9 protein-coding genes are annotated in these 14,080 nt (G+C 65.3%); 7 read left to right on the forward strand and 2 right to left on the reverse strand.

Translation table 11 applies throughout. The features are described 5' to 3' along the window. From AAG801_RS33330 to AAG801_RS33360, 7 genes are all read left to right on the forward strand, one after another. A partial coding sequence (locus tag AAG801_RS33330) for an Ig-like domain-containing protein (protein WP_341892261.1) occupies positions 1 to 3,406 on the forward strand: 3,406 nt, incomplete at its 5' end. 58 nt (positions 3,407 to 3,464) lie between these two features. After that, the gene (locus AAG801_RS33335; RefSeq protein ID WP_341892262.1) at positions 3,465 to 4,799 is read left to right on the forward strand and encodes a TolC family outer membrane protein; all 1,335 of its coding nucleotides are present in this window, start codon (positions 3,465 to 3,467) and stop codon (positions 4,797 to 4,799) included. Beyond that, on the forward strand, positions 4,796 to 6,988 hold the full coding sequence (locus AAG801_RS33340; protein WP_341892263.1) for a type I secretion system permease/ATPase: 2,193 nt from the start codon (positions 4,796 to 4,798) through the stop codon (positions 6,986 to 6,988). The genes AAG801_RS33335 and AAG801_RS33340 overlap by 4 nt, the downstream gene beginning before the upstream one ends. Beyond that, positions 6,985 to 8,229 (forward strand): HlyD family efflux transporter periplasmic adaptor subunit, encoded by a 1,245-nt coding sequence (locus AAG801_RS33345; protein ID WP_341892264.1) that lies wholly within the window; start codon positions 6,985 to 6,987, stop codon positions 8,227 to 8,229. The genes AAG801_RS33340 and AAG801_RS33345 overlap by 4 nt, the downstream gene beginning before the upstream one ends. A gap of 52 nt (positions 8,230 to 8,281) precedes the next feature. Continuing rightward, the gene (gene bamE, locus AAG801_RS33350) at positions 8,282 to 8,725 is read left to right on the forward strand and encodes an outer membrane protein assembly factor BamE (protein ID WP_341892265.1); all 444 of its coding nucleotides are present in this window, start codon (positions 8,282 to 8,284) and stop codon (positions 8,723 to 8,725) included. Beyond that, entirely contained in the window at positions 8,701 to 9,162 is a 462-nt protein-coding gene (locus AAG801_RS33355) for a hypothetical protein (RefSeq protein WP_341892266.1), read from the forward strand. The genes bamE and AAG801_RS33355 overlap by 25 nt, the downstream gene beginning before the upstream one ends. A 293-nt stretch (positions 9,163 to 9,455) precedes the next feature. Beyond that, positions 9,456 to 11,117 carry a HAMP domain-containing sensor histidine kinase gene (locus AAG801_RS33360; protein WP_341892267.1) on the forward strand — a complete coding sequence of 554 codons (1,662 nt, stop codon included), beginning with the start codon at positions 9,456 to 9,458 and terminating at the stop codon, positions 11,115 to 11,117. A gap of 1,006 nt (positions 11,118 to 12,123) precedes the next feature. Here the strand turns inward: AAG801_RS33360 and AAG801_RS33365 are convergent. Both AAG801_RS33365 and AAG801_RS33370 read right to left on the reverse strand, forming a co-directional pair. Beyond that, entirely contained in the window at positions 12,124 to 13,524 is a 1,401-nt protein-coding gene (locus tag AAG801_RS33365; RefSeq protein ID WP_341892268.1) for an HNH endonuclease, read from the reverse strand. A gap of 151 nt (positions 13,525 to 13,675) precedes the next feature. Continuing rightward, positions 13,676 to 14,080: hypothetical protein (locus AAG801_RS33370; RefSeq protein ID WP_341892269.1), on the reverse strand; the 405-nt coding region annotated here is incomplete at its 5' end.

Genomic DNA, 14,080 nt, shown 5'->3' on the forward strand with positions numbered 1-14,080 from the left:
CATCACGGTCACCGTCGATCCGGTGAACGATGCGCCCACGGTTCCTGACTACACCAAGACCACGAACGAAAACACGCCCGTCAGCGGCCAGGTCGTCGGCACTGACGTCGATGGCGACACGCTCACGTACGTGAAGGGCAGCGACCCAGCGCACGGTACGGTCACGGTCAACCCCGATGGCACGTACACCTACACGCCGGGCGCGAACTTCAACGGCACCGACAGCTTCACCGTCACGGTGAGCGACGGCCATGGCGGCACGACGACGAGCACCGTCAACGTGACCATCAACCCCGTCAACGACGCCCCCGTGTTCGTCGAAGGCGGAGGAGGCGGCACGCCGGTCGACACGACCACCGGCTACGTCTTCGGCTACGACGAAAACCGCCCCGCTGGCACCGTGCTCGGCACCGTCCGTGCCACCGACATCGACAGCGCGACCATCACCTACAGCATCCTCTCGGGCAACGACAACGGCTACTTCGCCATCGATCCGGTCACAGGCGAGATCAGCCTCACGCCGGCAGGCGCCGCAGCGTTCGTCAACGACTACGAAGCGGGCGCCAACGCGCATTCGCTGGTGGTCGGTGCGAGCGACGGCACGGTCACGACGAACATCCCCGTCACGCTCAACGAGCAGAACATCAACGACGCACCGACGGTGCCCGACTACAACGAGACGACCGACGAAGACACGCCTGTCAGCGGCAGCGTGATCGGCAGCGACGTCGACGGCGACACGCTCACCTACGCCAAGGGCAGCAACCCAGCGCATGGCACGGTCACGGTCAACCCCGATGGAACGTACACCTACACGCCGGGCGCGAACTTCAACGGCACCGACAGCTTCACCGTCACGGTGAGCGATGGCCACGGTGGCACGACGACGAGCACCGTCAACGTGACCATCAACCCCGTCAACGACGCCCCCGTGTTCGTCGAAGGCGGTGGCGGCGGAACGCCGGTCGACACAACCACCGGCTACGTCTTCGGCTACGACGAGAACCGCCCGGCAGGCACCGTACTCGGCACCGTCCGCGCCACCGACGTCGACAGCGCGACCGTCACCTACAGCATCCTCTCCGGCAACGACAACGGCTACTTCGCCATAGACCCGGTCACGGGCGAGATCAGCCTCACGCCGGCAGGCGCCGCAGCGTTCGTCAACGACTACGAGGCAGCATCCAACGCCCACACGCTGACGGTTGGCGCGAACGACGGTACGGTCACCACCGTCATCCCCGTCACGCTCAACGAGCAGAACGTCAACGAAGCACCGACGGCGCCCGACGACACCAAGACCACGAACGAAGACACGCCCGTCAGCGGTCAGATCGTCGGCAGCGACGTCGACGGCGACACGCTCACCTACACCAAGGGCAGCAACCCGTCGCATGGCACGGTGACGGTGAACGCCAACGGCACCTACACCTACGTTCCCGGCCCGAACTTCAACGGCACCGACAGCTTCACCGTCACGGTGAGCGACGGCCACGGCGGCACGACCACCAGCACGGTGAACGTCACCGTCACTCCGGTGAACGATGCGCCGTCGGCCACGGTGACCAACGCCGATGTCCTCTCCGAAGGCAGCCTGCCCGGTGGCATTCCGGCTGCGGGAGAGCCGCCGCTGCAAACGACCGGCACCATTTCCATCGCGGACCCGGACAGCTTGGCCGGCGACCTGTCGGTGTCGCTGAGTGGACCGAACGGCGTCACCTCCGGCGGCCAGCCGGTGACGTGGACCTGGGACGCGGGCACGCACACGCTCACGGGCAGCGTCACCGTCGGCGGCGTCACCACCGAGGTGATGACCGTGGCCGTGGGCAACGTCACCGCCACGGGCGCGGGGCAGTTCGAGGCGGGCTACACCGTCACGCTGAAGGCGCCGATCGACCATCTGCCGGGCAACGGCGAGGGCGTGTCGAACCTGCACTTCGAAGCCGTGGTGAGCGATGGCCAGGCCAGCGGCGCGCCGGTGGGCTTCGAGGTGCCCGTCAAGGACGATGCGCCGGTGCTCGTGAACGGCGAACAGTCCGTCGACGTGGCGCCGATCAACACGAACCTGATGGTGGTCCTGGACCTTTCCGGGAGCATGAACGAGGAAACCCCGACACGCCTCAGCCGAGCGAAAGAGGCCGTTCAGAACCTCATCGACGGCTACGACCTGTACGGCGACGTGCGGGTGCAGCTCGTCACCTTCAGCACGACCGGGCAGGCGCAGCAGGCCTGGATGACGGCGGCCGAGGCCAAGGCACTGGTGCAGAGCCTGCAGACTTCGGGCTCTACCAACTACGACGCGGCCCTGGCTACGGCGATGAGCGGCTTCTCGGCCGGCGGCAAGCTGCAGGGTGCCCAGAACGTCTCGTACTTCCTCACGGACGGCGAGCCGACCCGAGGAGACGGCAATACCGGCCAACTCGGGAACAACAGCACCACCAGCAATCCGGCCGACTACGGCATCCAGGCGGCGGAAGAGGCGATCTGGAAGACCTTCCTCACCAACAACCACATCAACTCGTTCGCGCTGGGCCTGGGGTCCAGCCTCTTGCCCGCGGCGCAGGGCATCATCGACCCCATCGCCTACAACGGCGACACCGGCACGGACACCAACGGCAAGATCGTCACCGACACGAGCCAGCTGAACGAGATGCTGCAGGGCACGATCAGCGTGCCGCCCACCGTCAGCAACCTGCTGACCGGCGGCCTCGGTGGCTCGTCGGGCTTTGGCGCCGACGGAGGCCATGTGTCCACGCTGAGCATCGACGGCACCACCTACGCCTTCGACAGCAGCACGGGCTTGATGACCAAGACCGGCCCCGCCGCCGGCAGCGACTACAGCTACAACGCGGCGACACACCAGGTCACCATTGCCACGGCGCAGGGCGGCAAGCTGGTCGTGGACTTCGACTCGGGCGAATTCAGCTACCAGGTGGCACCGCGCACCACCAGCTCGCACAACTACGACGAGACCCTCAGCTACCAGGTGGTCGACCGCGACGGTGATGCGAGCAACGTGGCCACGCAGACGCTGCACGTCAACTACACGCCGGCAGCCGGTGCGGCGGGGGCGGCAGCGCTCTTCAGCTCGCCCGATTCGCTGGGTCTGGCTGGCGTCGACGAAGTGACGGTGTCGATCGAGCAACAGCACGATGCGCCGCATTTCCCCTTCGGCGACAGCCCATGGGGAGGCATGCAGCTGTCCGACATGCTGCAGGGCTTCGGCGCTGCCGAGTCGCTGCATGCGCTGCTGCAGGCCGCGTTCCCGCCGCCCTTTGCAGCCGCGCAGGCATCGCCCTCGGTGCTGGCCCTGGCGTCGTCGGCCGATTCGCTCGCGGCCTACGCACCGCCCGTGGCCCCTTCGCTCGACGACGAGCTTCACATGGGCCTCGCGCTTCACCACTGAGTGACCGGGGTGCCGGCGCCGTTCGCGGCGTCGGCACCTTGTTCGCAAGCCTTCACGCATGCTTCTCTTTCGTCATCTTCCGTCCGCCGCCGCGGGCCTTTTCTTCCTGCTCGCCGGCACGGCGGCGCTTGCGCAAGCGGGCACCGCCACCCCGCTGGGCATGACCGAGGCCGTGCGCCTGGCCGCCACCTCGCACCCGACCGTGCGCAACGCCGTTGGGCAGGCGCTGCAGGCGGGCGAGGGCATTGCGGCCGCGCGCTCGGGCTACTACCCGCAGGTCAGCGCAGGCCTGAGCGCACGCACGGGCAACCGCCAGCTCCAGACCGACGGTCGCCGCCAGGTGCACCAGGCCTCGCTGTCGGTGACCCAGCTGCTGTACGACTTCGGCAAGGTGTCGAGCGCCGTGAACGAGGCCGAAGCCTCGGCCACGGCCGCGCGGGCCAAGCTGCTCGTGGCGGTCGACGACGTGGTGCGCGACACCGCGCAGGCGTGGATCGAAGTGCATCGCCAGCAGGCGCTCGGCGAGATTGCGCAGGCCCAGGTGAAGGGCGTGCAGTCGCTGGCCGGCCTCGTGGGCGAGCGCCAGGCCAAGGGCGCCACCAGCCAGTCGGACGTGGCGCAGGCGCAGTCGCGCCTGGAGGCCGCGCGCGCCCAGCAACTCAACACCACGTCGCAGGCCGAGCGCTGGCGCCTCAACCTCATGCATCTGACCCAGGGCCGCATGCCGGCCGACATCGCCGGCGAAGCGCCAGCGCCGCTCGCGAGCGCCTGCGCCGCGCACCCGCAGACGGCCTTGCCCGCACCGACCGTGCAGATGGCACAGGCCGAGCGCGACATGGCACAGGCCGCGCTGCGCGGTGCCGATGCGCAACTGCTGCCCACGCTGTCGCTCAACGCCGGCGTCAACCGGGGGCTCGAATCGGGCGCGCGGCTCGCGGGCCAGTCCGCCACCGAAAGCACGCTCACCGTCAACTTCAGCGCGCCGCTGTACGAAGGCGGGCGCAGCCAGGCCCGCCAGCGCGCCGCCGCGCACGCCGTCGAAGCGGCCGAGGCCGCGCTGGGCTATGCACAGCTCAGCGTGCGGCAGCGGCTCGAAGACGCGCGCGTGCAATCGCAAGGCCACGCGCAACGCCTGCCCGTGCTCGCCGCGCGCGTGCACAGCACCCAGCGCACGCGCGACCTGTACCGCGAGCAGTACCTGCAGCTGGGCACGCGCTCGCTGCTCGACCTGCTCAACGCCGAGCAGGAGTTTCACGGCGCGCGCTTCGAGCAGGCCGAGAGCGCGCACGAAGTGCAGCGGCTGGCAGTGGAGTGCCTGTACCAGTCGGGCCGCCTGCGCGAGGCCTTCGGGCTGGTCGATGCGGGCGACCTCGTCGCCGGAGGCCAGCCATGACCGCCACCACGATGCCCGAGCTTTCTGCCGCGCGCGGCCCCGAACTGCTCGCCGGCTGGGTCGATGCCGTGTTGGCCGTGGCCGCCCACTACCACCTCGACACCTCGCGCGAGCGCATCCGCGGCGCTGCCGCATGGAGCGACCACGAAGACATCGGCGAGCGCGTGCGCCAGATGGCCCGCCAGGCCGGGCTTACCGTGCGCCAGGTCGCGCCGCGCCTGGACACCCTGAGCCCCTGGCGCCTGCCCGTGGTGCTGCAACTGCGCGACGGGCAGGTGGCCGTGGTCACCGCCATCTCGGCGCAAGGCCTGCGCGTGATGCTGGGTGGCGACCAGGGCGCAGAAACCGTCTGCACGATTGACGAACTGCAACCCGCGCTCGAAGCCATGGCCGTGCTGCGGCCCGCGCAATCGGCACCCGACTCGCGCGTGGACGCCTACATTCGCCCCGTCGAGCCGCACTGGCTGCGCCAGATCGTGCTGGCCGACTGGCGGCCCTACGCGCACATCCTCGTCGCGTCGCTCGCCTACAACCTGATGGCGCTGGCCGGCACGCTGTTCTCGATGCAGGTGTACGACCGCGTCGTGCCCGCGCAGTCGCTGCCCACGCTGCATGTGCTGTTCGGCGGCGTGCTGCTGTCGATCGCGTTCAGCTGGGTCATGCGCGGCGCGCGCATGCGCATCACCGACGTGGTGGGCAAGCGCGCCGACCTGCGCATTTCAGACCGCGTGTTCGGCCACGCGCTGCGCGTGCGCGGCTCGGCACGCCCGCGCGCCACCGGCACCTTCATCTCGCAGCTGCGCGAGCTGGAGCCCGTGCGCGAAATGCTCACGTCGACCACCGTGGCGGCCGTGGCCGACCTGCCGTTCTTCTTCGTGTTCTGCGTGCTCTTCTGGTTCATTGCCGGCTGGCTCGTGCTCGTGCCGCTGGCCGCGTGCGTGCTGCTGCTCGTGCCCAGCCTGCTGGCACAGCCGCGCCTGCGCGCACTGGCCCAGGCGGGCATGCGCGAATCGTCGCTGCGCAACGCCATGCTGGTCGAGGCCGTGCAGGGCATCGACGACATCAAGGTGCTGCAGGCCGAGCCGCGCTTCCAGAACCAGTGGAACCACTACAACGCCGTCAACGCCGACTCGGGCCTGCAACTGCGCGCGCTGCTCAACACCCTGAGCAACTGGACGCAGACCGTGCAGGGCGGCGCCTTCGCCTTCGTCGTGTTCTTCGGCGCGCCGCTCGTGATGGACGGCCACATGAGCACCGGCGTGCTCGTGGCCGCATCGATCTTGTCGACCCGCATGCTCGCGCCGCTGGCCGGCGTGACACAGGTGCTCAACCGCTGGCAGCAGGCCAAGGTGGCCGGCGAGTCGCTCGACCAGCTCATGAAGCTCCCGGTCGATCACCCGCCCCACGAGACGCGCGTGCACCGCGCCGCCGTGCAAGGCGACTACACGCTGCGCGACACCGTCTTCAGCCACGACGGCCAGACCACCGCGCTGCACGTGAAGGCGCTGCACATCGGTGCCGGCGAACGCATTGCCGTGCTCGGGCGCAACGGCGCGGGCAAGTCGACGCTGCTGCAGGCGCTGTCGGGCCTCATCGAACCGCGTGCGGGCAGTGTGGTGCTCGACGGCGTGTCGATGGCCCACATCGACCCCGCCGACGTGCGCCGCGACGTCGGGCTGCTCGCCCAAGACGCGCGCCTGTTCCACGGCACCCTGCGCGAGAACCTGCAGATGGGCACGCCCCACGCCACCGACGCCGAACTGATCACGGCCCTGCAAGCCACCGGCGCCTGGGCCTTCGTGCGCCGCCTGCCCACCGGGCTGGACCATCCGCTGCTGGAAGGCGGGCGCGGCCTCTCGGGCGGACAACGCCAGAGCCTGCTGCTCGCGCGGCTCATGTTGCGCTGCCCCAGCGTGCTGCTGCTCGACGAGCCCACCGCCTCGCTCGACGAAGTGGCCGAGCGCGAAGTGATCGAACAACTGCGCGCGCTGTCCGCAGGCCGCACGCTGGTGCTGGCCACGCACCGCCCGGCCGTGCTCGAAGCGGTCGACCGCATCCTCGTGGTGGACGGCGGCACCGTCGTGCTCGACGGCCCGCGCGAGCAGGTGATGGCGAGGCTGCGCCAGGGCGCGGCGGCATCGCGCGAGACCACGGCCCCCGCAGGCCATGGCAAGGAGGCACAGGCATGAACGCCGTGACATTGACCAAGGCACAAGTGCAAGCGCCCACCGCACCAGCCGTCTCCACCGCCACCGTGTGGGGCCCCGGCGGCGCCGACGACTTCGACGAAGCCCGCGCGAGCGGCTCCGCGCGCGTCGTGTGGTTCGTCGCGCTCTTTCTGCTCGTGTTCTTCGTGTGGGCCTGGTGCTTCGAGATCGACGAAGTGTCCAGCGGCATGGGCAAGGTGATTCCCAGCTCGCGCGAGCAGCGCATCCAGTCGCTCGAAGGCGGCATCCTTGCCGAGCTGCGCGTGCACGAAGGCCAGATCGTCGAGAAGGGCCAGGTGCTCGCGCAGCTCGACCCGACGCGCGGCGAATCGAGCGTGGAAGAAACCGCCGCGCGCTACCGCGCCGCACTGGCCAGCAGCGTGCGCCTGCGCGCCGAGGTAGAAGGGCGCAGCACCCTGCAGTTTCCCGGCGAGCTGAAGGCGCACGCGCAACTGGTCGACTCCGAAAGCGCGCTCTTCCGCTCGCGCCAGGGCAGCCTGCGCGACACCACGGCCGGCCTGGGCCAGGCGCTTTCGCTCGTGCGCAAAGAGCTCGACATCACGCGCTCGCTGCAGGTGAGCGGCGCGGCCAGCAACGTCGAACTCATCCGCCTGCAACGCCAGGCCGCCGACCTGGAGCTGAAGATCTCCGAGGCGCGCTCCAACTACATGGTGCGCAGCCGCGAAGAACTCGCCAAGGCCGATGCCGAGGTGAAGTCTTTGTCGTCCGTGGTGCGCGGGCGTGCCGACTCGCTCGAGCGGCTCACCTTGAACTCGCCCGTGCGCGGCATCGTCAAGAGCTTGCAGGTCACCACCATCGGCGGCGTCGTGCCGCCCAACGGCTCGCTGCTGACGCTGGTGCCGCTGGACGACCAGCTGCTGGTCGAGGCGCGCATCTCGCCGCGCGACATCGCCTTCATGCGGCCCGGGCAGGAGGCGCAGATCAAGATCACCGCCTACGACTACGCCGTGTACGGCGGCCTCAAGGGCCGCGTGGTGACCATCGCGCCCGACACCCAGCGCGACGAGGTCAAGCCCGAGATCGTGTACTACCCCGTGCTCGTGCGCACCGACTCCGACGCACTCACCGACAAGGCCGGCCGCCGCATGCCCATCGTGCCCGGCATGGTGACCACCGCCGACATCCGCACCGGCCGCAAGACCGTGTGGGACTACCTGACCAAGCCGCTGAACAAGGCGCGCGAAGCCATGCGCGAGCGCTGACCCGCGCGCTCATCTATCCCAAGAACCCATCTGACCCAAGAGGACGCTAGCCATGAACAAGACCCCGCACGCATCACCCGCCGTTGCCACCTTCGTGCTTGCCGCCGCGCTGCTCGGCGCCGCCACCACTGCCGTGGCCCGCGACAACCCCGTCGACCCCGTGAGCAACCCCGACAAGCTGGACTACCGCGACGTCGAGGCGCGCCGCCCCGACTTCAAAGAACCCTTTCTGCGCGACGGCGTCGTGTCGCGGCCCGAGCGCTTTCGCGAGATCAAGCCCGGCCTCAACCAGGCCCAGGTGCTCGCCGTGCTCGGCCAAGCGCTGAAGCAACAGCGCGGCGCGCTCGGCACCGAGTGGGACTACCACTTCAAGTTCCAGATGCCCCAGTCGGCCAACTACCTCGTGTGCCAGTACAAGGTCGTGTTCGACGACAGCCAGGCCGTGCGCAGCGCCGTGTGGCGCCGCCGCCAATGCCTGGACCTGCTGCCGCGCTGAGCCCCATCGGCAACAGCAACAACAACAGCAACACCGGTCAGCAGCCCATGCTTCGCGACTCCACGCGTGCGCCCCGTCCCTACGAGGCCTTCGTGTACGGCAACTCCGCCGACGAGCCGACGCGGCTGGCCGAGCGTTGCCTGGAGGTGATCGAGGGCACGCTGAAAAGCGTCGACCGCGTCGTGGCCTGCCTGCGCGCGGCCGAGCTGGAACACGGCATCGGCATTCCGGCCATGACGCGCGCGCAGATCACCGATGCCGCCGAATGGCACCGCGCCAAGCTGCAGGGCCTGCTGGCCGTGAAGCTGCAGCTCACGAATCGGGGCGGCGACATTCATCTGGTGGACGACCTGCACCTGGTCGTGCGGCTCAAGTCGCGCCTCACCGCGCCCGGCGGCTTTCTGCCGGGGCTGTACCACCGCATGCCCCATGCCTGATGTGGGTGGCCCGGCCGTCACGGTGGATGCGGCCCGCTGCAGGGGGCTGTGTCTTCTTCTTGCGTTGAGCGACGACGCCTGCACGGCCGCCCTGGGAGGCGCGCCGTGATCCGCCGCACCAAGCGCTTTCGCAGAAACCTCTACCGGTTGAGCAGCATCGCACTGTGGCTGCTCCTCGGTCTCATCGCTGTCCTGGCGATTGGCGTGCTGATGGGCTGAAGTACCGATCACGCCGACAATCTGGCCGTGCTGAGTCCCTCATATGAACGACCAGCCGATCGGAAAAGAAAAAAATGAACTTGAGTCTGGGAACCGCGGCATTCTTCACTGCGCTGTTGGAAGCTGTCCTTGCCGCCGGCATGTGGGCGTTGTGGGCGAGGGGAAGAGCCCGCTATCTCATTCATTGGGGCTTTGGATTCTTCGTCTTCGGAGTCGGAGCTTTTCTGCTCACGCTGCGGGGAAGAGTCCCGGATTTTTTCTCGATCCTTGTCGGGAATTTCTGCACAACACTGAGTTCGGTCCTGCTCTACGCAGGTATCTGCGTGTTCTTCGATCGACGCCGGGCGTGGTTGCCGTGGATGGTCGGAATATTGACCTTGGAGACCGCACTGCTGGCTTACTACTCCTACGTCACATACGACACCTCGGCACGTGTGTACGCGTATGGAGCGGCCCAGGTACTGATCGCCCTGATGACGCTTCAGACACTGTTCACAGTGAATCGTGGACGAGGAGAGCGCTTCAAGCCGGAAGTCGCCGCTGTGGCTTTGGTGGCATTGGCGGCACTGGTGGCTCACAGCACACGCTTGGTCGGTACGCCATTTTTCCCTGTGCCGCAAGATTTTCTGGCTTCAGGGGATTTCCAGGTCTTGTTTGCCTTCGGTCTTCAGTTGATTCACGTTGGGTATGCCATTGCGTTCGGCAACATGCACGCGTCCGCGTTGCATGAAGAACTGCGAAAGGCACTCGCGGACGCGGAAGCAAAGGACCGACAGAAAGTTGAAATCTTGGGCTACGTCAGCCATGACTTGCGCGCACCGCTTGCGACGATCAGCGGCTACTCCTCGCTCTTGCTCGCCAACGCGAACCAAGGGCAACGCAAGCATCTGCTAGCCATCCAGCGCGGCGTCAAATATCAACTCAACCTGATTGACGAACTGCTGGAATATGCCAAGGCCGAACTGCAACCTTTGGCTATTCAACCGGTCACTACCGACCTGCCGCTCCTGCTGGACAACATCTCCGAATACGGAGTCGCCCTGTGTTCACAACAGAACAACGGCTTCCGCTATCAGCCCTCAACTCAAATTCCCCAACGGATCAACATAGACGGAAAGCGCTTGCAGCAGGTGCTGTTGAATCTGTTGTCCAACGCCGCCAAGTTCACGCGCGATGGTCTGGTGACGCTCTCTGTCACGGCCCGGAAAGAGGGGGCAACCTGTACCTTGAATTTTGCTGTCAGTGACACAGGCATTGGCGTCGACCTGAACCAGAATGCCGACATTTTTTCCGCGTTCCAGCAGGTACAAGCCGCAAGTGGCAGCAGCGGGCTGGGCCTGTTCATCGTGCGGCGCATTGTCGAGGCCATGGGTGGGTCCCTGAGCGTGACCAGTGTCTACGGCCAAGGTGCCACGTTTTCTTTCGTACTCTCTGCGCCGACCGATGAAGCTGACGCAGATTGGGTCGTCGTCGAGCAGCGGGAGATAGAACCCGCTGGGTCTTCATCGATGCCCGCGATGCCCCGAAATCTCATGCCGGAGGATCGAGCTCTGGACGAGCTCGCAGGCCTGGCGCTCCAGGGACGCTTCACCGATATCGAGCATTGGGTTGCGCACCATGCCGATCAAGTCGCCCATGCTGCGTTCATTGCCCGGCTTCTTGACTTGCTGGAGCAGTTGGACTTCCGCGGGATTCACGGGTTGGCGTTGAGTGGCAGAAGTGATTCGAATACATGAATCAGGCATGCGCCTGCATGACTCGCCGGGGCATGTGCCGAAGGTGCTCTGTCTGAGGCATAAGCCGAGACCTAGGGCGGTGCCCATATAAGACCTTCCTTCGCGGCCGGCCCCGTGCCGAACCTCGCTTCGCCTCGTCTCCGGTGAAGCCCAAAAACCGGGGCACCTCAGATATCTCGTCGATTCGAGGAATCCTCGACGAATTCTTTTCTCTTGCGCGGCTTCGCTTCTCTACAGTGAATGCCCCCGCGACAAGACGGCCCGCTGTAGCGGCCGACGAACCCCGTGAAAGGAAACGCCTTCCCCCATGCATCCATTGATCGATTGACGAGCGAGTGAATGAACCGCCTTGCCTCACGGCGGGTGTCGATGCCTCTTTGTGAAGCTGCGACACGAATGTGAGGCACAAAAGGCGACGGCCAGGGTGCGTGAACACCCTGACCGTCTAACCAAAAGACGTGCACAACTTGTACAAGGAGCACACCAAATGGCTGAGCAAATTATCGCTGGGCGTTCAACGCCCAAATCTCCCCGCCGCAAGAGTGGGGCGACACCTTCATCCACCCCCACAGGCGAAGACGCCCGAGACCTCCTCGAAATCAAACTGGCCCAGCTGAACTCCCTGCTGTGGTGCTGCTACGGCGACGGCAACGGTTGGTTCGAGGAAGCCGGAGAGAAACACCGGGATCACATGCTGTGGATCGCGGCGGATCTGGCTCGGGAGGCGGAGAGGTTGTTGGGGGAGAGTGGGAGGGGGTAGGGGGCTGTCTTGCAGTGATTGCGGATGATGATGGCCGCACGCTGAACTCTCGGTTCTGCGGTTATTCGCAATATTTCGGCTGCCTCAGCTTGAATGCATCGTCGGGGACCCGGCGGACTTGCGTGCCGTCGCTGGGCAAGCACTGACCGAAGCGGTGCTTCTCGACGCACGGCGTCGGATGGAGCACAGCGGTGAGAGCACTAGTACTTCTGTACGAGAGCATTCAAAGGCCTCGACAGTCCTCTTTTAAAACAAGTCGGCTGCCCGTTCGCCCCCTACCGTTTTGGTTGGTTGCATTAGAAGAAGAAGTTCTTCCAGTTCTGCTCGCAGTTGCGCCCGCCGGGCACCGTAATGGGCCTCGCGATGGTGCGTTGGACAAATCGCCACAACATTCGATACCCTGTCCACTCCGTTCTCCGCCAAAGGTTGAACGTGATGGGTTTCAAGATAGAGCCGGCCATCAGCCATGGCAAACCCCGCAACATCGCAGAGCTCACACCGGCCTTGGGCGCGCTCCAGAACCGCCATGCGTACGGCACGGTCCCGGCGTACGTTGGTGGATGTCACGTACACGCGATCGGGTTGGTCCGAGCCCAGCAGTAGGTCGTGTTGATCGGCAAACCGCACAGTGGCCTCCGTCTCGGCGTCTCGGGCAGCTTTCGAGCGCGCTTTGGTGGTTCGCCGCAGCGTGCATGCGCCCGTATGCGGGTCATAGTCCGCGACTTGCCAGGGCTGCGAATCCAGCAGACGCACTCGCACAAAGGAACTGTCTTCACCTAAGGCAGCGTCACTGCGCATGTCGCCCTCATTGACGATGACACGAATCTCCTGACCGGTATCTCTACATCTGCGAATCAGCTCGTCGAGCTTTCGAGCCCGTATCGCCTGCTGTCGAGCGCGGTCTCTGTGCTCCCCGTTACGGATCGGGTCCTTGGCAATTCGCTCCAATCGCAATGCTAGATCGCGCAAGTTCTCACTAAGTTCGATACCTCCATTCACTACCTTCATCGATGCATGCCACAAGCAGGCAAGCGCGGGCTCTTGCGCGTCTCCGAACGACCAGTTGTAGCAGTACGCAGGATTGCTGCGAGGCCTCACTGCCGCCGTGCCGTCGAGCTTCACGTGCCACCGCTCAACAGAGATTCCGGCCGAGCGAACGAGATCGATCACGGCATACGGCTTGGTCGGGAGAAGCCGCGCGAGTTCCATTTCGAGACCCGCTACCGCATCGTGTTCTGGCGTTCGCATTGCCAACTGCACCCCAATCGCCTTCAGGCGACTCGGCGCGAGCAGACCCTTGCGCATATGCCAGCACTCCCGCAAGAACGCTAGTGCAGCGGAAAAAGTAAATCCCAAAATGGGCCAATCGCTACCGTGCTTGTGAATGGCACACGGTGACGGATGCTCGATCTTCAAGAGTTCGAGCCAAGCATGGAGGGTTCGAGCGTCGTAGTACTGGGTGAGGCGAACGGGCGCCAAGGCAATCTCCACCTCATTGCTCGGATCCAGGGCGTTCCAGTAGACCGCAGACACTTGACCTGCCGGGGTATTAACTCGAAAGCCGTTCTCCAGCTTACCGGCGCTGCCCAAAAAGGCTTTTAGCGCTTCGTCCTCCAGTTGTCTTTTTTGAGTGAGGGTCAGAGTCATTCGGTTTGTCCTTCAGTTTTTCTTATTTCAACCATCGATTTCAGCGATGCGGACATTCTTCTCGGACCTCCCAGCGAGCGAAGTCCGCCGCGAGGCATGGCTGAAGTGAGCTAGTACTGGGAACCCTCCCTCTAGGCCCACTATCGAGCGCTCAGCCCTTTGACGTGCTCCGTTTTAACTTAGAGGTCTTGACGACTACGTCGTAGTCGCCTTTCTTTTCGTTGAACGAAGCGTGGTATTCCGTTGGGTAGTTCTGCCCTATCTCTCGAAACAAGCGTATCAGCTCAACTACCTTTATCTCGTACAGAACTCGATTTTTTTCTCGATCAGAAGAAACAAGGATTGACACCAGCTTGCGCGTTTCAGAGAAGGCAAAACTGAACACATAGCTATGCACAAACTGATGACAGACGAGGAGAACCCGAAGCGTGGCACTTTGTGGCGAGTCCAAGTCATAGAGCTCCCAATAGTGGTGCCAATTTATTCTTGTGACCGGTTTCCCTGTTGATTTGTACGTTGTCAGGGATACGGCCTGATTGGCGAGCTTGTCATCGAT

The organism is Variovorax sp. YR752 (assembly GCF_943372545.1).

Coding starts and splice junctions, on each gene's coding strand:
- AAG801_RS33335 (WP_341892262.1), top strand. CDS start 3,465: ATGCTTCTCTTTCGTCATCTTCCGTCCGCCGCCGCGGGCCTTTTCTTC.
- AAG801_RS33340 (WP_341892263.1), top strand. CDS start 4,796: ATGACCGCCACCACGATGCCCGAGCTTTCTGCCGCGCGCGGCCCCGAA.
- AAG801_RS33345 (WP_341892264.1), top strand. CDS start 6,985: ATGAACGCCGTGACATTGACCAAGGCACAAGTGCAAGCGCCCACCGCA.
- bamE (WP_341892265.1), top strand. CDS start 8,282: ATGAACAAGACCCCGCACGCATCACCCGCCGTTGCCACCTTCGTGCTT.
- AAG801_RS33355 (WP_341892266.1), top strand. CDS start 8,701: ATGCCTGGACCTGCTGCCGCGCTGAGCCCCATCGGCAACAGCAACAAC.
- AAG801_RS33360 (WP_341892267.1), top strand. CDS start 9,456: ATGAACTTGAGTCTGGGAACCGCGGCATTCTTCACTGCGCTGTTGGAA.
- AAG801_RS33365 (WP_341892268.1), bottom strand. CDS start 13,524: ATGACTCTGACCCTCACTCAAAAAAGACAACTGGAGGACGAAGCGCTA.